Here is a 17,460-nt window from a genome sequence, read left to right as displayed (position 1 = left end):
AGACTCCACCTGACGCCGCATGACCCGGGAGACAGCATGTTGACGTATGGCAAGCCCTTCAATTTCCAGCGCTGGATCGACGATCACGCGTCACTGCTCAAGCCGCCCGTCGGCAATCAGCAGGTCTGGCAGGACAGCGATTTCATCGTGACGGTGGTGGGCGGACCGAACCATCGCACCGACTATCACGACGACCCGCTCGAGGAGTTCTTCTATCAGTTCAAGGGCAACGCGTGGGTCAATCTGTGGATCGACGGCCGCCCGGAGCGCATCGACCTCAAGGAGGGCGACATCTTCCTGCTGCCGCCGCATGTGCGCCACTCGCCGCAGCGGCCAGAAGTGGGAAGCCTGTGCCTGGTGATCGAACGCCAGCGCCCGCCCGGCCTGCTCGACGGCTTCGAGTGGTACTGCCTCCAATGCGGCACGCTGGTTCACCGTGTGGAAGTGCAGCTCAAGAGCATTGTGACCGACCTGCCGCCGCTGTTCGAAACGTTCTACGGCACCGAATCGCTGCGCCGCTGCCCGAGTTGCGGCGAGATCCACCCGGGCCGCGCCGCGCAACCCAAGACTACGGCACCGGCGTCGGCCTGATTCGCGACGCCGCGCCCAGCCCCTTACCCGTTACGTCATGAAGAAAATCGACATGCACGCCCACTTCTTCCCGCGCATCACGCGGGACGAGGCGGCCCGCCTTGACCCCGCTACCGCGCCGTGGCTGCGCATCGACGACGGCGGCGAGACCGGCAACATCATGATCGACGACCGCGCCTTCCGACCGGTCTACCGCGCGCTGTGGGACCCCGCGCTGCGCGTCGAAGAACTCGACCGTCACGGCATCGACCTGCAAGTGGTCTGTGCCACGCCGATCATGTTCGGCTATCGCTACGACGGGCACGCAGTCATGGACTGGGTGCAGCGCATGAACGATCTGGCGCTCGAGCACTGTGCCTACGCGCCGTCGCGCCTGAAGGCGATGGCGCAAGTACCGCTGCAGAACCTCGATCTGGCCTGCGCGGAAGCCTCGCGCGCCAAGGCGAGCGGCCACGTCGGCGTGCAGATCGGCAACCATCTCGGCGACAAGGACCTGGACGACGAACAGCTCGTGGCCTTCTTGCGGCACTGCGGCAACGAGCACATCCCCGTGCTCGTGCATCCGTGGGACATGATGACCGACGGCCGCATGAAGCGATGGATGATGCCGTGGCTCGTCGCCATGCCTGCCGAGACGCAGCTTTCGATCCTCTCGCTGATCCTCTCGGGCGCGTTCGAGCGTCTGCCCCGCTCGCTCAAGCTGTGCTTCGCTCACGGCGGCGGCGCGTTCCCGTATCTGCTGGGCCGTGCCGAGAATGCCTGGCATTGCCGCGACATCGTGCGTGCCGACAGCCCGCATCCGCCGTCCCATTATCTGGATCGTTTCTACGTGGATAGCGCCGTGTTCGACCCGCGCGCCTTGCGCCTGCTGGTCGACACCCTGGGCTCGGAACGCATCATGCTGGGCTCGGATCATCCTTTTCCGCTCGGCGAGCAGGACATCGGCCGCCTGGTGGCCGAGCAGCCCGATCTGGACGACGTGGCTCGCCACCGCATTCTGGCCGCGAACGCCCGCGAGTTCTTCGGCCTGTAACTGGTGCTTTCCCGAGGTGTTTTTGAAATCGCTTGCCTACGTAAAAGGCGTCGTTTACGCTGGGTACTTAAATATTTGATGCTTAAACAATTTAGGTAGTCTGACGCGCCTGGCCTGCGATGACCGACGTGAAGAAGCGGTCAAGTCTCCCGGCGCGAGTCCTCTGCGGAAAGTGTTTGCCTGTTTTGGAACTAAGTTTGGAGACCATGATGACGGGAACGAAGACCACGCAACGCAAAGCCATCGCCGTGCTCGGCGCCCTTGCCGCCGGCGCGGCGATATTCGCCTCGAGCGGCGCGCACGCCCAGGTGAAAATCGGCTTCATCGGCACGCTCTCCGGCCCGGGCGGCGCGCTCGGCCAGGATCAGTACGACGCCTTCATGCTCGCCATCGAGCAAAAGGGCGGCAAACTGGGCGGCGTGCCGGTGCAGGTGATCAAGGAAGACGACCAGCTCAAGCCCGACGTCGGCGTGCAGGCCGCGCAGAAGCTGGTGGAGCGCGACAAGGTGTCGCTCATCACCGGCGTGACGTTCTCGAACGTCATGATGGCCATTCACAAGACCGTGACGAATGCGGGCGTGGTCATGGTCGGCTCGAATGCCGGGCCGACCCCGATTGCCGGCGCGCAATGCTCGCCGAACTTCTTCTCGACGTCGTGGGATAACGACGAACTGCACGAGGCCGGTGGCCAGCTCTCGAGCGACCTGGGCTACAAGAAGATGTACGTGATGGCCCCGAACTATCAGGCCGGACGCGACGCCGTGAACGGCTTCAAGCGCGACTACAAGGGCCAGATCGTCGACGAGGTGTACACACAGGTCAACCAGCCCGACTACTCGGCCGAAATCGCCCAGTTGCAGGCCGCCAAGCCCGACGCCGTCTATGTGTTCTATCCAGGCGGCATGGGTGTGAACTTCGTCAAGCAATACCGTCAGGCCGGGCTGCTCGGCAAGATTCCGCTGATCTCCGTGTCGACCATCGACGGCTCGACCCTGCCCGCGCTCAAGGAACTGGCGGTCGGCGCCATCACCAGCGCCCCGTACTCGCCCGATCTCGACAACGCGCAGAACAAGCAGTTCGTGGCGGCCTTCCAGAAGAAATACAACCGCGTGCCGTCGATGTATGCCGCGCAGTCCTACGACGCCGCCAACCTGATCGACTCGGCCCTCACGAAGACCAAGGGCAACGTGGCGGATCGCGAAGCGTTGCGCGCCGCACTCAAGGCGGCCGATTTCTCGTCGGTGCGCGGGCCGTTCAAGTTCGCCAGCAACCAGTTCCCCGTGGCGCAGTTCTACCGCGTGGATGTCGTGAAGGACGCCAACGGCGCCCGGTTCGCGACCAAGGGGCAGATTCAGATCAAGACGCGCGCCGACCTGGCCGCGCAGTGCAAGATCAAGTCGTAAGGCGACGGGCGGGCATCGCCGGCGTGCGGTTCGACGCGGACGATGCCCGCCGTTGCCGACGCGCCGCCCGGCCGTCCCGGGCGGGCGCGATACCACGCGATAGGCCGGCGGCACTGCAGGTGCACGACCCGAGCCGTACCTGAGCACGATCGAGGGTTTATGAAGCGCTACCGCAATTTCGACGAGGCTGAGCTGGACGTTCAGTACAACGCTCGCGCCACCACGCCCAACGTTCTCGACATCCTGACGCAGTACGCCACCGAGAGCGCGCACGCCCGCGCGACCACGCCCTGCGTCCTCGATGTCGCCTACGGCGATCACCCCGACGAGACGCTCGACATCTTCCCGTCACCGGTCCCCGACGCCCCCGTCTTCTTCTTTGTTCACGGTGGCTACTGGCGCGCGCTCGGCAAGGACGATTCGAGCAACATGGCGCCCGCCTTCACACGCGCCGGCGCGACGGTCGTCACGATCAACTATTCGCTTGCGCCCGGCGCCTCGCTTGATACCATCGTCGACCAGACGCGCCGTGCATTGGCCTGGGTGCACCGGCACATTGGCGAACACCACGGCGACGCCCGCCGCATCCACGTGTGCGGCAGCTCGGCCGGTGGCCACCTCGTGGGCATGCTGCTCGCTCAGGGTTGGCACGCCGATTACGGCGTGCCCCACGACGTCGTCGCCGGCGCCGCCCCGCTCTCCGGCCTGTTCGATCTCACGCCGATTCCGTTCACGCACATCAACGACTGGATGAAGCTGTCCGCCGACGACGCGCATCGCAACAGCCCCCACTTCCATCTGCCCGCGCACGGCTGCCCGATCGTGGTGTCCTACGGCGAGAGCGAGACGGCGGAATTCAAGCGCCAGAGCGAGGACTATCTCGCGGCATGGCGCGCCCGTGGCTTCGCAGGTGATTATGTCCCGATGCCCGGCACCAATCACTTCGATATCGTGCTCACGCTCAACGACACCGCCAGTCCGCTCACGCAAGCCATCTTTCGCCTGATGGGGCTACCCCGGGAGGCCGCATGAGTCTGACGCTTTTCGTCATGCAGTGCCTGAACGGGCTGCAACTCGGGGTGCTGTTGTTCCTGATGGCGGCCGGGCTCACGCTGGTGTTCGGCATCATGAACTTCGTCAACCTCGCACACGGTTCGCTCTATATGATCGGGGCGTTCATCGCCGCCACCGTGTACAACCATACGGGATCGTTCGCGCTCGCCGCGATCGCCATCGTTCCCGCAATGCTCGTGATCGGCCTGATCGTCGAATTCGTCGCGCTCAAGACGCTGTACGACCGCGATCACCTCGATCAGGTGCTGGCCACCTTCGGTCTGATCCTGTTCTTCAACGAGCTCGCGCGCATGATCTGGGGGCCGTCGCCGTATTACATGGAAGTGCCCGACTGGCTCGCCGGCACGGTGGATCTGTTCGGCCTCGCGTATCCGGCGTATCGCTTCCTGATCATCGTGGTGGGGCTGGCCGTGGCGCTGGGCTGCTATCTGCTGATTCACCGCACGCGCATCGGCATGCTGATCCGCGCCGGGTCGACCCATCGCCAGATGGTCGGCGCGCTCGGCGTGAACATCGTGCTGCTCAACTCGCTGCTGTTCGGACTGGGCGCGATTCTCGCCGGGATCGCCGGGCTCATGGCCGGCCCCATCCTGTCGGTGCAGCCGGGCATGGGCGAGCCGATTCTGATCCTGACGATGGTCGTGATCGTGATCGGCGGCATCGGCTCGGTGCGCGGGGCATTTCTCGCGGCGCTGATCGTCGGCGTGGTCGACACCGTGGGACGCACTGCCCTGCCCACGCTGCTGCGCAGCCTCATGGAGCGCAGCACCGCCGACACCGCCGGGCCCGCGCTCGCTTCGATGCTCATCTACCTTGTCATGGCCGCCGTGCTTGCTGTGCGTCCGCAAGGTCTCTTCCCGGTCAAACACGGTTGACGATGGAAATGAAACTCAATCTTCGCACCGCCGTGCCGCTGCTGTTGCTCGCCGTGCTGGCGTTGGTGCCCCTCTACGCGACGTTTGCCCAGCAACCGTTCTATCTCACCCTGTTCGGGCGCATTGTGGTGTTCGCCATCGCGGCCGTCTCGCTCGATCTGATTCTCGGCTACGGCGGCATGGTGAGTTTCGGCCACGCGCTGTATCTCGGGCTGGGCGCGTATGTCGTCGGCATTCTCAGCTATCACGGCATCGACAACGGCTTCCTGCATCTCGGGGCGACGCTGCTGCTGTGTGCCGTCGTCGGCGCCGTCACCGGTCTGCTCTCGCTGCGCACGACCGGCATCGCCTTCATCATGATTACGCTGGCGTTCGCCCAGATGTTCTACTTCCTCGCCGTCGGCCTGAGGCAATACGGCGGCGACGACGGCCTGCCGGTCACCGCCGGCAGCCGCTTCGGCAGCATGACGCTCGACGACCCCGCCACGCTGTATTACGTGGCGTTCGCCGTGCTGTGCCTGTGCGTATGGGCCGGTCGCCGGCTGGTCGATGCGCGCTTCGGCATGGTCATTCGCGGTGCGCGCCAAAACGATCGCCGCATGCGCGCGCTCGGCTATCCGACACTGCGCTACAAGCTGGTGGCCTACATCATCAGCGCCATGACCTGCGGCGTGGCGGGTATGCTCTACGCCAATCTCACGCATTTCGTCTCGCCCGCTTACATGGCGTGGACGGCGTCGGGCGAGTTGATCGTGATGGTCGTCCTCGGCGGGCTGGGATCGTTCTTCGGGCCGGTACTGGGCAGCGCCGCCATGCTGCTGATCGAGGAATGGCTCAAGGGCATGACGGAGCACTGGATGATTATCTTCGGGCCGCTCATCGTCGTGGCGGTGCTGGTGTCGCGACGCGGCCTGTATGGCCTGCTCGGCGACCTGCAGGTGCGGCTCGCCCGGCGCGCCCGTACCGTGGAGGGCAAGGCATGACCCTGCTTCAAGTCGACCAACTGGTCAAACGCTACGGCGGGCTGATCGCCACCGATCACTTTTGCCTGGATGTCGCGCCGGGGGAGCTGCACGCCATCATCGGCCCGAACGGCGCCGGCAAGAGCACGCTCATCGGCCAACTGGCCGGCGAGCTTCGCGCCGACGAAGGCAGCATCCATTTCGACGGACACGACATCACGGCCATGCCGATCGAGCAGCGCGCCCGCTCGGGGCTCGCGCGCTCGTACCAGATCACGTCGGTGTTTCGAGAATTCACCGCGCTGGAGAACGTGCTCGTGGCCGTGCAGGCGATGCAAGGCCATAGCTTCGGCTTCTGGCGGCCAGCCATTCGCGAAGCGGCGCTCGTCGAGCCGGCGCGCGAGATCCTGGCGCGCACCGGACTGGCCGCGCGCATGCACGTGCCCGCCAGCGCGCTTGCCCACGGCGAACATCGTCAGCTCGAACTGGCCATGGCGCTCGCGGGACGCCCGAAACTGCTGCTGCTCGACGAGCCGATGGCCGGCATGTCGCAGGCCGAGTCCGAACAGATGACGCATCTGCTCGCCGATCTCAAGGGCGATTACGCCATCGTGCTGGTGGAGCACGACATGGACGCGGTCTTCGCCCTGGCCGACCGCATCACCGTGCTCGTCTACGGGCGCGCCATCGCTTGCGGCAACGCCGACACGATCCGCAACGACGCGGGCGTGCGCGAAGCCTATCTCGGGGATGACACCCGCAACGAAATGCTGGGAGCGACCGCATGAGCCCCTTGTTGTCTTTGTCTGGCGTCGAGTCGTACTACGGCGCGAGTCAGGCGCTGTTCGGCATGCAACTCGACATCGAGCGGGGGGCGTTCGTCACGCTGCTCGGCCGCAACGGCATGGGCAAGTCGACCACGGTCAAGTCGATGACAGGCCTCATGCGCCCTGCCCGTGGCGAAATCGTGTTCGACGGACAGCCGGTGCACGCCAGTCCGTCGCACCGTATCGCGCGCGCGGGCATGGGGCTCGTGCCGGAGGGACGCCAGATTTTCCCCACGCTGACAGTGCGCGAGAACCTCGTGGCCACCGCCAGCAATCGTCATGGTGCGCGCTCGCCGTGGACACTGGAGCGCATCTACGCCCTGTTTCCGCGGCTGCGCGAACGCGAGAAAAACCTCGGCAGCAACCTATCCGGCGGCGAGCAGCAGATGCTCGCGATCGGCCGCGCGCTGATGACGAATCCGAAATTACTCATTCTCGACGAAGCGACGGAGGGGCTGGCACCGCTCATTCGGGGTGAAATCTGGCAGTGCCTGAAGCAACTCAAAGGCAGCGGTCTGTCGATCCTGTGCATCGACAAGAACCTTGCACCGATGCTCGAACTCGGCGATCGCCACTACATCGTCGACAAAGGCCGTGTAGCTTGGCAAGGCGACTCGCCAAGCCTGCGTCGCGCGTTGCCGGAATTACAGGCGTATCTGGGCGTTTGAGGCACGCGCCACGCTGCGTACCGCACCGTTTTGCGTACACTCTACGGCACCTCGTTTCGGCGGGGTGCTTGGTCCTCGATGGGTGTCATACGCGAAAATCCGGAGTGTTTTGTGAAAGCACCCAGTAGAACTCTGTGGTGCAATCGGTTCCGCTTGATTGACTTCGCAAGCGTGCTTATCCCTTCACTTAACACCGACACCCGGGTAGGACTATGGCTTACTCCAATACGCCTTCGAATCCCTTCCGCTGGCTGCTCTCTCAGGACACCGGTGCGCCACCGCCTGCCGAACCGGCGCACGTCAAGAACGGCCTGCCTGCGGATCTTCCGCTCAATATCAAGGAGCTGCCGCGCACACCGCTTCCGAAACTTGAAGTTTTTCCCGACGAATTGCTCGCCCTGCGCAAGCATCTCGGCATGTCGCGTAACGTCTTCGCGCACTACTTGCGTACGAATCCGCGCACGCTGGAGAACTGGGAGCAGGGTCGCGCGCGCCCCAATGCCCAGGCCGCCTGCCTCATTCGGCTCGTGCAACAGAACCCCGGGCTAGTCTCGTCGCTCGCACGTCTCTGACCCGCCTTCGCACGATCGTCATCGCATCCGTGGTGGCTTCGCTGCAGGGTTTCGCAAGTGTCGCGATTGCGTTCACGCCATTCGCCGCGTCGGCAGTTCGCGTTACCGTTGGGGCGCGTGGGCAGGTTCATGCGCCGGCCCATCGCAAAGGGCGGCACGCCGATGCACCGGCATGCCGCCCTTCGTTTTGGCGACATCGGCAGGAAGGCGCTACGGCCTGAGGCCGCACGCTTCGCGAAGGCAGGCGACGAAGCGCTCACAAGCCGGACTCGGCGGCCTGTCGGCACGTAGCGAATACCCCACATCGCCGAAGCTGCCGGGCATGGTATCGGCCAGCACCCGCAGCAATCCCGATTCCACGAACGGCGTGGCCGCCACACGCGGCATCAGCGCTACTCGCGGGGTCTCCAGCATCAAGCCGATGTTGGTCAGCACCGAGAGCGACTCGACGACGTCCTCGGGCAATGCCAGCCCCGCATCGTGGAAGAGCCGCTCGGCAGCGAGCCGCGACGGCGATTCCGGCACCGGCAGAATCCACGCCCCTTCACGCAACTGCGCAAGCGGCACGCGCGCCGGCCCCTGTGGCCAGTGACGCGCCCCACCGACTACGCTGAGCGATTCGTTGAAGAGCACTTCGTGCGTCAGGGCGAAGGCGTTCGCGACAGGCAATGCCCGCTCGGGCAGACGGCCCACGACAATATCCAGATCGCCGCTGGCCAGCGCGGGGAAGAGTTGCGCGGTCGTCGCTTCACGCACTGTGACCAGTACGCCCGGGGTCCGCGACTTGAGCATCGCAATCGTGCGCGGGAGAAGATCCGCGGCGGCCGAGATGAGCGTACCGACGATGACGTGTCCACTGGTACCTGCGCTGAACGCATTCACTTCGTCCGTGAGGTAGCGCAGCTCGGCCATCAGCGATTTCACGCGATGCCCGAGCAGTTCGCCCAGTTCCGTAGGCTGCATGCCGCGATTACTGCGTACGAAGAGCGGTCCTTCGAAACACGATTCCAGCTCGTGCACGATCTTGCTCACGGCCGGTTGTGTGAGACCGGTTTCGTTGGCGGCGCGCACGAGCGAGCCCGTCTCGAGCACGCGATCGAACACCTGAAGCTGGTGGAACTTGAGCTTTCGTCCGAGATTGAGGGAGGTCCAGGGCAGCGAGCGCATCGGCGTGCCGTTCAGGCCGCCGCCGCGGAGCCGGACGGTATCACCGCCCCCGCCCCCGGCACGCCCTGCGCCGCGGGCGCCACCGACGCAGCCGCGTCAGACTCGGCAGGTTCGCCCGGCAGGAATGCGACGACGTACTCCTCCAGCATCGCGGCGTCCGGCAGGGACGCCGGATTGACATGATGGTTGACGAGGCATCCGTCGAACGTCAGCACAAGCATATCCACCAGACGCGCACGTCGCACGCTATCGCGCGCAAGGCTCGGTGCGACTGCCGCCAGCATGCCCGACAGATGCTCGCGAAACCAGCGCAGCAGCGATGCGTCGTACGGATCGCCCGGGCGGACGGTGGCCAGCGCCTGCACCAGGTTGTGCGAAAAGCCGTTGTCGAGTCTCGGCATCTGGACCAGCAGGCCGTCGAGCAGGGTGCGCATGCGGGCATGGGCGCCGTGTGCCGCCATCACCTCGGCTTCGAGCAAGGTAATGCGCGCCTTGAACCAGGTTTCGTAGACGCAGAAGAAGACCTGCAACTTTGCGGTGAAGTAGCTGTAGATGTTCGCGTGGGAAATGCCGGCACGCTTTGCGATCTGCACCATGGTCGTTTCGACATAGCCCTTGTCGAGAAACAGGGCATGCGATGCTTCCAAAATGGCCAGACGAATGTCTTCTTTCTTGACTTGTGGCATGGATAAGCTTGAGCGGATAGGCCGAGCACCTCAATCGATTTGTCTCAACAATCGCTGAATTCAGTACCGAACTTCAGCGGGCACAGTATGCCAGCGCAAACGCAGCTTGCGGCGAAAACTAAGCGCAAATACTCCCCCGGACTTTCCCGATGGTTTCAACGCATTCAGCGCGATTTGCGATGACAGACATCGCGTAATACGCCGCGTAATCGCATACTCCGCGCATTCCGCACCTTCCGGCGTGAATGGCGGCTTTTAAAGCCGCCGGCCGAGACATTTCAAACTTGAACAATTTCGATGTCACGCTTTCGCCAGCTCCGCTTTACGACGACATCCGCCCGCGGCGTCGCACAAGCACAGGAACATGCGCGATGGTGCGTGCGCCAGCGTCGCTGGTGTCGCCCTCCGCATCGTCAGAACGTCCACAATTTATTTCGGACTGCATTTTATATACCGATCGCACAGAAAGCACCGTGGAGCTCACAGGTTCGCGACCGTCACGCCCGACCCAAGGGCTTTACAAAGTCTTACAAGATCGGGCGACCCAAATACCGCAACTTGCGTCAAACCTAAATCAATCAGCGCTGGCGACAGACGCCATGAATACGAATACCGCGCAATACCGCGCAATACCGCATTGGACTGCGCATCGACCGTAAATGGATCGTGTATCAAGCCTGCGCCGTCAGCGACCGCTGTTATTGAACGGCAGGCGATGCCTGCGATTGCCCGGGGCCCGACGCCCCCCTCTTTGAAGGAGTCATGCGTCATGAAAACTACACAACGATGGATCTCGCACCTCTCCCGTCTGTCACGCTCGGCCGGCCCGGTACTCGCAGGGGCCGCATTGATCGGCACGCTGGCCGGCTGCGGCGGCATGACGCCACGCGAATCGCGTAATACGGCAGTTGGCGCCGGCGTCGGCGCCCTGGGTGGCGCCCTCATCTCCGGCGGCGACCTGGGCACGACCGTGGGGGGCGCTGTCGTCGGCGGCGTGATCGGTAACGTCATCACGGACGACCGCCGTCGCCGTTGATACCGGTCTCCCCGTCATCGGGCGGCTCCCGTCTCGTCAGCGCATCGCATCGCGAGGCCGATACCGCCGTCACTGTTCAACGAATCAGGAGAAGCGCGGCATGACATCTCAACAGACACCGCATCAACGTACGCTTCGAACCCTCGCGACACGGCGTACGGCGCGCCGGACACTCGCCGTCATCACGCTTTGCGCCAGCGCCGCCGCCCTGTCGCTCGTCGCGCTGCCCGGCCATGCACAGACGCGGACGCCGATGAACGGCGTCGTGCCGACGACACCTTCGGCGCCCATGCCTGCGCCGTTACCGGGCCCGGACTACGGCGACGCGTCGGATCAGAACGCAGCGCTCGGGCTGTACCTGCAACGCTCGTTCGACGCCATCGACACCAATCGCGATGGCAAGATCGACCGCAATGAATGGTCGGCCTATCAGCACAGCCAGTTGCAGGCGCGTCGCGCCACGTTCGAGCGCTATTTCAAGGCGGCGGACAAGGATGGCGACGGTTATCTGAGCCGCGACGAAACGGCGGCCGCCGAGCCGTTCCTCGATCGGCATTTCGAGCTGATCGACGCCAATCGTGACGGCAAGCTCTCGCCCGCGGAGATTCGCGCTTACTTCCGCCGTTACTATCACGAGCGCGCGCAAGCCGACGCGGCAACCACGAAACCCTGAGCCCCTCGCTCGGTAGCGCAAAAAAATACGCCACGGCATGCCGTGGCGTATTCGCTTGCGCGTCATGCGTGCGGCGTGTCACCGCCGCGCACAACAGGCACGTATTACACGTGGAAGAACTCGGCAATGAGCGCAGCACCGAGGAACGTACCGGCGTTCGCGAGGAACGACACGACCACGATGCGCCAGCCCAGACGACGGAACGCCGGCACATCCTTGGCGACCGACAGACCGGCGTACGTCAGCATGGGCGTCACCAACGAGAGGAAGTTGATCTTCCCGGTGAACTGCTCGACGATCGGCGCGAACGGGAAAGCCGGCGACGTCAGGAACATCGCAATGAGCGACACCCAGCACACGGCGGGCACCTTGCGGCGCGTGACGTAGTACAGCGCCTCGCCCACGATCACGGCACCGATCATGATGACCATGCCCGGCACGCCGTCGAGGAACGGCGTCTTGAAGGCGATGGTGTTACCGACCAGCGCCAGCGCACCCGAGAACACCCAGGCGAACAAACGTGCACCGAAATTCATTTCGACGGTGTGCGCCGTGCTCGCTTCCTTGAGTTCCTTGGCGGCGTCGGCATCGGCCACCGCAGCGGCTTCGGCGTTGGCGCGACCGCGGCGGCTCATGCGGCCCAGCACCGGCTCCATCACGCGGTAGCCCCACACGGCGAGCGGCAGCGAGATGAACAGCGTGAAGTACGTGCCGATGGTCGTCGTGATCAGGTTCGATGCGGCGGCGAACGTGGCCACTTCCTTGGCGACTTCCGGCGTTTGCTGCGCGGCGATGGCGCCGGCGGCAGCGGCCATCATCGAACCCGAGCCCACGCCGGCGCCCATGGCGAGCGAGTGCGGGTGGAACAGATTCAGGCTGGCGATGAAGCCCGCGAACAGCGAGATGAACACTGCGCCGAACACCGTGCCCGTCAGGTACTCGGCCAGCACGCCACGGCCTTCCGGCGAATCGAAGCCATACTTTTCACCGATGATGGCCAGGCTCGGCTCACGACCGACCGAGAACGTCGCTCCGATGGCCTCGCGCTTGATGCCGAGCATCAGCGCGACCGGCAAGCCCAGGATGATCGTGCCCACGAAATGGCCAAACTCCTGGAACACGAGCGCCCAACCGGCGGCCACGAGTTTGGGCAGCGAGCCCCCCACGAGCAGCCCCAGCTTGGCCACGAAGAGCAGTAGCGCCGGTTGCAGAATGGCGGACGCCTTGTGTTGCATCGGCAGGTTGATCTGCGCAAAACGCGGCAGACGCGCTTGCGACAAACCCAACGCCGCGCCGAGCAGCAACGCCCAGACCATCGGCAGCAACACGATCTTGCCGTGCCCCGCATTGATGCTGATCGCCCCGATCAGCTCCGCGATGACGAGAATCACGATTGCCCAAATATATAGGCGCACACCATCGCTGAAGGCGCCCCCTTGCGGTTGGCCCGCGCTTTTTTCCATGACTGCCATCTGGGTCTCCCCTGCACATGCTATTGAACCGGTCCGGTGCCGTCCGGTGACCCGGAAGGTGTACGAACATTTCGGTGGTTAAGGAAATTCGGCACGCCATCCGTCCGGTCCCCAGACCGTCGGACTTCCCCATGACGCCTGACGGCTCGCCAGGTTGGCACGCCTCGGTGACAGCAACAGCGTTCCGCGCCGAACCACCCGAGGGCGGCATTATACGCGGCCAAAATGGCCGTTTCGGCCCCGAATCTCACGGGCTGAAACGGCTCCGTACCAAGCGGCGTCTCACGACCGTCGCCCCGGTCCAGCGCGCCCCCGTCGACGCGACGCCCCCGACGACCGAACGCATGACGACACCCCTTCCCCCCGGATGGCCCTACGCTCGCCGCGGACCAGCATCAGACGTAGCCAAACGGCGTGGCGGGGTTCGCCGCGGTCTCGACCCACACGCTCTTCGTCTGCGTGTACTCATACAGCGCTTCCATGCCGCTGGAGCGACCGTAACCGCTATGGTGGTAGCCACCGAACGGCGACGCCACGTTGATCGTCTTGTAGCCGTTGATCCAGAAGGTGCCGGCATTGACCTGCGCCGCCACACGGTGCGCGCGCGCGACATCCTGCGTCCACACCGCTCCGGCCAGGCCGAACTCGCTGTCATTGGCGATCGCCAGCGCCTCTTCCTCCGTGTCGAAGGGGATCGCCACGACGACCGGACCGAAGATTTCGGTACGCGCCACGCCCATCGCATTGGTCGCGTCGGCCAGCACCGTGGGGCGCACGAAGAAACCGCCGTCGCTGCGCTGCTGCGAGCCGGCCGCCAGACGTGCACCGCCCGCGACGCCTGCGTCGATCATGTTCATCACGTGCTGATACTGGGTGCGGTTGCAGATCGGACCGACTTCGGTCGTGTCGTCGAGCGGCTCGCCCACGCGGATCTTCTCTGCGCCGCGCGCGAGCATGTCGACCATCTCGTCGTACACGCCGCGTTGCACCAGCAGGCGCGAGCCGGCCACACAGCTCTGGCCCGCGCTCGAGAAGATGGCGGCCTGAGCGCCGAGGCAGGCGCGCTTCAGGTCGGCATCGTTGAACACGATATTGGCGGACTTACCGCCCAGTTCCAGCACGCTCGGCAGCAGGCGCTGCGCGGCGGCCGCGGCGATCTTGCTGCCCGTGGCGGGCGAGCCGACGAACACCACTTTCTTGACGACCGGATGCGAGATCGCCGCCTGACCGGTGGTGTGACCGAAACCGGCGAGCACGTTGATGAGACCGCGCGGCACGCCCGCCTGCTCGGCCAGTTCGGCCACCGCCAGTGAGCTGGCCGGGGTCAGTTCCGACGGCTTGAGCAGCACGCCGTTGCCCATGGCGATAGCCGGGGCAAGTTGCCAGCCGCACGTAAAGACCGGGGCGTTCCACGGCGTGATCTGCAACACCACGCCCATCGCTTCGCGACGCGTGTAGTTCAGGTGCGTGCTCGGTACGGGGATGACATCACCATAGAACTTGTCGGTCCAGCCCGCGTAGTACTCGAACATCTCGGCGACCTTGGCGACTTCACCGCGGCAGTCGCGAATCGGCTTGCCCGCGCCAATCGATTCGAGTTGCGCGAGCGCTTCGGCGTTTTCGCGGATCTTGCTGCCGACGGCCTGCATCACACGACCGCGCGCCGCATGGGTCAGCGCCCACCAGGTTTTCTGCGCGGCTTGCGCGGCGTGGGCCGCCTGGGCCACGACGGCGGCACCGGCGTCGCGATACGACAATACCGTCTGGCCGGTGGCCGGGTTCACGATCTCGATGTTCGCGTCACCCGTGCCTTCGAGCAGTTCGCCATTCACGAACGAGCCGAGGGTGGTGGCCTTGGGGAAGAACTTTGCGAATGCGCCGAGCAAAGCGGCGGCTTGTGGGTCTGCCATGAGAACACTCCGTGCGACGCGCCGCATCGGGCGCATCGTTTCGTCAAACAACAATGGAAAATCAAACGACCCGGCGTAATGCCGGAGCGGGCTGACGCGCGATCACGCCCGGCCCGGCTCGATGAACTGCACGATGCGATTGAAGTCCTCGTCATCGCCTACCGTTGCCGCGCTTGCGGCCCACAGACGACCGACTTCGGCCGAGAGCGGTCCCGTGGCGAGCGTGCCCGTCTGCTCGGCGAGTGCCATCGCCAGACGCACGTCCTTGCGCATGAGCTTCATCGTGAAACCGGAGTCGAACGCGTTGTTGAGGATCCACGTCGGGTAGTTGGTCTGTGTCACACCGCTGCGGCCCGAGCCGGCATTCAGCCCCTCCAGCACTTGCGCCGGCGCTACGCCGGCGGCTTCGGCCAGACGCATCGCTTCGCCCGCCACGACCAGATGCGCCGCGCACATCAGGTTGTTGATCAGCTTGGTCACGTGACCGGCGCCCACGTCGCCGATATGCACGCGCTTGGCGGACATGGCGGCGAGCACCGGTTCGATCCGCGCGATGTCCTCCACCGAACCGCCCAGCACCATCGTGAGCGCGCCGTTCAGGGCGCCCTTCGGGCCGCCGGAGACCGGTGCGTCGACCAGCGCGATACCCTTCTCGCGCAGCGTGGCAGCCAGTCCACGCGTGCTTGCCGGATCGGCCGTCGAGGTGTCGATGACGATCAGGCCCTTGCGACCGTTCGCGGCAATCCCATCGGCGCCATTCACCACGGCCTCGACGACCTGCGAGGTCGGCAGCGACAGCACGAGGGCGTCGGCTTCGCGGGCCAGTTCGGCCACCGACGCCCGCAGTCCGACGCCCGCGTCGGCCAAGGCGCGACCGGCGGCCGGCGACGGATCGAAGCCGAGCACCGTGAAACCGCCGCGCTGCAACGACAGCGCCATGCCGCGTCCCATGTTGCCCAGTCCGACCACTCCGATGATTTTCATGTTGACTCCAGATTGACTGCGAGGATGACGTCTCCCCCTTGGGCGACATCGCGTTGCTTCGTCGGCCGAACGTGCCGGCCAACGCTTGGACATTGATTGGCAGTGTGGGATGAAAAAAAACGACGCTCAATGACAACGCTTGAAGATTTTTGTTCTAAAAATTAGTCTTTAGGGTATGACACCTGCCATCAACGAAAACCGACTGCTGTATCTGTTTGAAGCCGTCCAGTGCGGCACCGTGCGCGCCGCGGCGGACAGACTGGACATTGCCCCTTCGGCCGTCAGCCGTCAGATCGCCCTGCTGGAGGCCGAAATGGCGCTACCGTTGATCGAACGTCACAAACGCGGCGTCCATCTGACGCAGGCCGGCCGGTTGCTCATGGAGTATTACCGGGAACAGCGCGCACACCAGGAGGACTTGCTTGCCAAGCTGCAGGAGGTGCGGGGGTTGCGGCGCGGGCATATCCGGCTGGCGGTCGGCGAGGGGTTCGTCAGCGATCTGATGGGCGCGCCGCTGCAGTACTTCTGCAAGCGCTATCCGGACATCACGCTCACGCTCGATCTGGCGGGAACCAACGAAGTCATGCGGCGGGTCGCGGAAGACGATGCGGACATCGGGCTGGTCTATAACCCCCCGATCGAACCCAAGATCGTGTCGCGCGCGCAGATGCGCCAACCGGTGCACGCGATCGTCGCGCCCGACTCGCCGCTCGTAGAGCGGTGTCGCGCGGCCGGGGGACTCAAGCTCGACGCGCTCTACGACGTGCCGCTCGCCCTTATGCATGGGGCGTATGGCACCCGCCAGTTGATGGCGCTGGCCGAGCAGTCGGAAAAGTATCGGCTGACGCCCGCGGTCACGACCAACTCGATTTCCGTGCTCAAGCATTTCGTGCGCGCCGGACTGGGCGCCACATTCCTGCCCGCGTTTGCCGTGTCACAGGAGATCGAGGCCGGCGAGCTGCGCGCGCTGCCGATCGATCACCCGATTCTCAATCAGGCCGAAGCCCATCTCGTCACGCGCACAGGCCGGCGGCTGTCCGGCGCGGCCAACCGCTTGCTGACCCATTTGGCGAGCAAGATGGAAGCGTTTGGCGCCCCGGACTGACGTGAACGGCCAACGTCGACGGGCATGGACCCGGTCGCCGCGTTGCCCGGCTTCGGTTGCTGGCACGCAACAATCGTCGTATTAAGCCTTTCCCCGATGTTGCGCGCGGGGGAATTCGTCTATAAATGAAGCCATCCGGGCGATAACGGCTCGTTGCGTCGCAGTCCATGACATGCGAAGCATCGCCTGCCGCCTCGCCAGCTGAATCCGGTCGTATGGCCGCGTGTGCGCCTGTATTGGCGCCGCCCCGCCGACGACGCTACGCCAGTGGACTGCCATGACGATGAACTCTGACAACCAGAGCGTGACGGCATCACTCGCAACCGCCCGCATGCCCCCATGCGGCGCCCGTTGCCCAGGCGTGCCCGCTTCCCGATGCTTTGTCACTCGTAACGAATTTTCAGGCTTTTCAAGCTTTTTCG

At 64.7% G+C, this 17,460-nt stretch carries 18 protein-coding genes; 12 read left to right on the top strand and 6 right to left on the bottom strand.

Annotated features, from left to right (window positions below):
* The first annotated feature begins 36 nt into the window (after positions 1–36).
* From PanNE5_RS14245 to PanNE5_RS14205, 9 genes are all read left to right on the top strand, one after another.
* The gene (locus tag PanNE5_RS14245) at positions 37–591 is read left to right on the top strand and encodes a 3-hydroxyanthranilate 3,4-dioxygenase (protein ID WP_261938185.1); all 555 of its coding nucleotides are present in this window, start codon (positions 37–39) and stop codon (positions 589–591) included.
* A 37-nt stretch (positions 592–628) separates the two neighbouring features.
* Positions 629–1,624 (top strand): amidohydrolase family protein, encoded by a 996-nt coding sequence (locus PanNE5_RS14240; protein ID WP_261938184.1) that lies wholly within the window; start codon positions 629–631, stop codon positions 1,622–1,624.
* A 209-nt stretch (positions 1,625–1,833) separates the two neighbouring features.
* On the top strand, positions 1,834–3,027 hold the full coding sequence (locus PanNE5_RS14235; protein ID WP_017234231.1) for an ABC transporter substrate-binding protein: 1,194 nt from the start codon (positions 1,834–1,836) through the stop codon (positions 3,025–3,027).
* Positions 3,028–3,186: 159 nt separating this feature from the next.
* Positions 3,187–4,059 carry an alpha/beta hydrolase gene (locus PanNE5_RS14230; protein WP_017234232.1) on the top strand — a complete coding sequence of 291 codons (873 nt, stop codon included), beginning with the start codon at positions 3,187–3,189 and terminating at the stop codon, positions 4,057–4,059.
* Positions 4,056–4,976 (top strand): branched-chain amino acid ABC transporter permease, encoded by a 921-nt coding sequence (locus PanNE5_RS14225; RefSeq protein WP_017234233.1) that lies wholly within the window; start codon positions 4,056–4,058, stop codon positions 4,974–4,976. The genes PanNE5_RS14230 and PanNE5_RS14225 overlap by 4 nt, the downstream gene beginning before the upstream one ends.
* Before the next feature lie 8 nt (positions 4,977–4,984).
* A complete protein-coding gene (locus PanNE5_RS14220) occupies positions 4,985–5,959 on the top strand; it encodes a branched-chain amino acid ABC transporter permease (protein ID WP_017234234.1) in 975 nt (324 codons plus the stop codon).
* Positions 5,956–6,726, top strand: a complete 771-nt coding sequence (locus PanNE5_RS14215) for an ABC transporter ATP-binding protein (RefSeq protein WP_017234235.1) — start codon at positions 5,956–5,958, stop codon at positions 6,724–6,726. The genes PanNE5_RS14220 and PanNE5_RS14215 overlap by 4 nt, the downstream gene beginning before the upstream one ends.
* On the top strand, positions 6,723–7,433 hold the full coding sequence (locus tag PanNE5_RS14210; protein ID WP_017234236.1) for an ABC transporter ATP-binding protein: 711 nt from the start codon (positions 6,723–6,725) through the stop codon (positions 7,431–7,433). Before PanNE5_RS14215 ends, PanNE5_RS14210 begins: the two co-directional genes overlap by 4 nt.
* 212 nt (positions 7,434–7,645) lie before the next feature.
* Positions 7,646–8,005 (top strand): helix-turn-helix domain-containing protein, encoded by a 360-nt coding sequence (locus PanNE5_RS14205; RefSeq protein WP_017234237.1) that lies wholly within the window; start codon positions 7,646–7,648, stop codon positions 8,003–8,005.
* A gap of 210 nt (positions 8,006–8,215) precedes the next feature.
* Here PanNE5_RS14205 and PanNE5_RS14200 read toward each other — a convergent pair whose 3' ends face one another.
* From PanNE5_RS14200 to PanNE5_RS14190, 3 genes are all read right to left on the bottom strand, one after another.
* Positions 8,216–9,172 (bottom strand): LysR substrate-binding domain-containing protein, encoded by a 957-nt coding sequence (locus PanNE5_RS14200; RefSeq protein WP_017234238.1) that lies wholly within the window; start codon positions 9,170–9,172, stop codon positions 8,216–8,218.
* An 11-nt stretch (positions 9,173–9,183) separates the two neighbouring features.
* A complete protein-coding gene (locus PanNE5_RS14195) occupies positions 9,184–9,858 on the bottom strand; it encodes a TetR/AcrR family transcriptional regulator (RefSeq protein ID WP_261938183.1) in 675 nt (224 codons plus the stop codon).
* A gap of 480 nt (positions 9,859–10,338) precedes the next feature.
* Positions 10,339–10,629, bottom strand: coding sequence for a hypothetical protein (locus tag PanNE5_RS14190; protein ID WP_261938182.1), 291 nt, complete (start codon positions 10,627–10,629; stop codon positions 10,339–10,341).
* On the opposite strand from PanNE5_RS14190, the gene PanNE5_RS14185 reads away from it, so the two are divergent.
* Together PanNE5_RS14185 and PanNE5_RS14180 are read left to right on the top strand one after the other, a co-directional pair.
* Positions 10,628–10,894: a glycine zipper 2TM domain-containing protein gene (locus PanNE5_RS14185; protein ID WP_017234241.1), complete on the top strand. Its 267-nt coding sequence runs from the start codon at positions 10,628–10,630 to the stop codon at positions 10,892–10,894. The two genes, PanNE5_RS14190 and PanNE5_RS14185, sit on opposite strands and share 2 nt — an antisense overlap.
* A 100-nt stretch (positions 10,895–10,994) precedes the next feature.
* On the top strand, positions 10,995–11,567 hold the full coding sequence (locus PanNE5_RS14180; RefSeq protein ID WP_017234242.1) for an EF-hand domain-containing protein: 573 nt from the start codon (positions 10,995–10,997) through the stop codon (positions 11,565–11,567).
* A gap of 104 nt (positions 11,568–11,671) precedes the next feature.
* On the opposite strand, the gene PanNE5_RS14175 is transcribed toward PanNE5_RS14180, so the two are convergent.
* The 3 genes from PanNE5_RS14175 to PanNE5_RS14165 form a co-directional block, all read right to left on the bottom strand.
* Complete coding sequence (locus PanNE5_RS14175; protein WP_017234243.1) at positions 11,672–13,039, bottom strand: DUF3100 domain-containing protein; 1,368 nt, start codon at positions 13,037–13,039, stop codon at positions 11,672–11,674.
* 395 nt (positions 13,040–13,434) lie between these two features.
* Positions 13,435–14,949 (bottom strand): aldehyde dehydrogenase family protein, encoded by a 1,515-nt coding sequence (locus PanNE5_RS14170; protein ID WP_261938181.1) that lies wholly within the window; start codon positions 14,947–14,949, stop codon positions 13,435–13,437.
* A gap of 102 nt (positions 14,950–15,051) precedes the next feature.
* Entirely contained in the window at positions 15,052–15,933 is an 882-nt protein-coding gene (locus PanNE5_RS14165) for an NAD(P)-dependent oxidoreductase (RefSeq protein WP_261938180.1), read from the bottom strand.
* A 175-nt stretch (positions 15,934–16,108) separates the two neighbouring features.
* Here PanNE5_RS14165 and PanNE5_RS14160 point away from each other — a divergent pair, with 175 nt between their 5' ends.
* On the top strand, positions 16,109–17,038 hold the full coding sequence (locus tag PanNE5_RS14160) for a LysR family transcriptional regulator (protein ID WP_017234246.1): 930 nt from the start codon (positions 16,109–16,111) through the stop codon (positions 17,036–17,038).
* The last annotated feature ends 422 nt before the right edge of the window (positions 17,039–17,460 follow it).

This window comes from Pandoraea sp. NE5 (assembly GCF_024363545.1).
In the GTDB taxonomy this organism is placed as follows: domain Bacteria; phylum Pseudomonadota; class Gammaproteobacteria; order Burkholderiales; family Burkholderiaceae; genus Pandoraea; species Pandoraea cepalis.
The sequence above is the reverse complement of the archived record's forward strand: the minus strand, read 5'-3'. Positions and strand labels throughout refer to the sequence as shown.

Excerpts from the sequence above, each read along its gene's own strand:
- PanNE5_RS14205 (WP_017234237.1), top strand. The coding sequence starts at position 7,646 with ATGGCTTACTCCAATACGCCTTCGAATCCCTTCCGCTGGCTGCTCTCT.
- PanNE5_RS14220 (WP_017234234.1), top strand. The coding sequence starts at position 4,985 with ATGAAACTCAATCTTCGCACCGCCGTGCCGCTGCTGTTGCTCGCCGTG.
- PanNE5_RS14170 (WP_261938181.1), bottom strand. The coding sequence starts at position 14,949 with ATGGCAGACCCACAAGCCGCCGCTTTGCTCGGCGCATTCGCAAAGTTC.
- PanNE5_RS14225 (WP_017234233.1), top strand. The coding sequence starts at position 4,056 with ATGAGTCTGACGCTTTTCGTCATGCAGTGCCTGAACGGGCTGCAACTC.
- PanNE5_RS14195 (WP_261938183.1), bottom strand. The coding sequence starts at position 9,858 with ATGCCACAAGTCAAGAAAGAAGACATTCGTCTGGCCATTTTGGAAGCA.
- PanNE5_RS14235 (WP_017234231.1), top strand. The coding sequence starts at position 1,834 with ATGACGGGAACGAAGACCACGCAACGCAAAGCCATCGCCGTGCTCGGC.
- PanNE5_RS14240 (WP_261938184.1), top strand. The coding sequence starts at position 629 with ATGAAGAAAATCGACATGCACGCCCACTTCTTCCCGCGCATCACGCGG.
- PanNE5_RS14210 (WP_017234236.1), top strand. The coding sequence starts at position 6,723 with ATGAGCCCCTTGTTGTCTTTGTCTGGCGTCGAGTCGTACTACGGCGCG.
- PanNE5_RS14165 (WP_261938180.1), bottom strand. The coding sequence starts at position 15,933 with ATGAAAATCATCGGAGTGGTCGGACTGGGCAACATGGGACGCGGCATG.
- PanNE5_RS14245 (WP_261938185.1), top strand. The coding sequence starts at position 37 with ATGTTGACGTATGGCAAGCCCTTCAATTTCCAGCGCTGGATCGACGAT.
- PanNE5_RS14180 (WP_017234242.1), top strand. The coding sequence starts at position 10,995 with ATGACATCTCAACAGACACCGCATCAACGTACGCTTCGAACCCTCGCG.
- PanNE5_RS14190 (WP_261938182.1), bottom strand. The coding sequence starts at position 10,629 with ATGACGCATGACTCCTTCAAAGAGGGGGGCGTCGGGCCCCGGGCAATC.
- PanNE5_RS14215 (WP_017234235.1), top strand. The coding sequence starts at position 5,956 with ATGACCCTGCTTCAAGTCGACCAACTGGTCAAACGCTACGGCGGGCTG.
- PanNE5_RS14230 (WP_017234232.1), top strand. The coding sequence starts at position 3,187 with ATGAAGCGCTACCGCAATTTCGACGAGGCTGAGCTGGACGTTCAGTAC.
- PanNE5_RS14185 (WP_017234241.1), top strand. The coding sequence starts at position 10,628 with ATGAAAACTACACAACGATGGATCTCGCACCTCTCCCGTCTGTCACGC.
- PanNE5_RS14160 (WP_017234246.1), top strand. The coding sequence starts at position 16,109 with ATGACACCTGCCATCAACGAAAACCGACTGCTGTATCTGTTTGAAGCC.
- PanNE5_RS14175 (WP_017234243.1), bottom strand. The coding sequence starts at position 13,039 with ATGGCAGTCATGGAAAAAAGCGCGGGCCAACCGCAAGGGGGCGCCTTC.
- PanNE5_RS14200 (WP_017234238.1), bottom strand. The coding sequence starts at position 9,172 with ATGCGCTCGCTGCCCTGGACCTCCCTCAATCTCGGACGAAAGCTCAAG.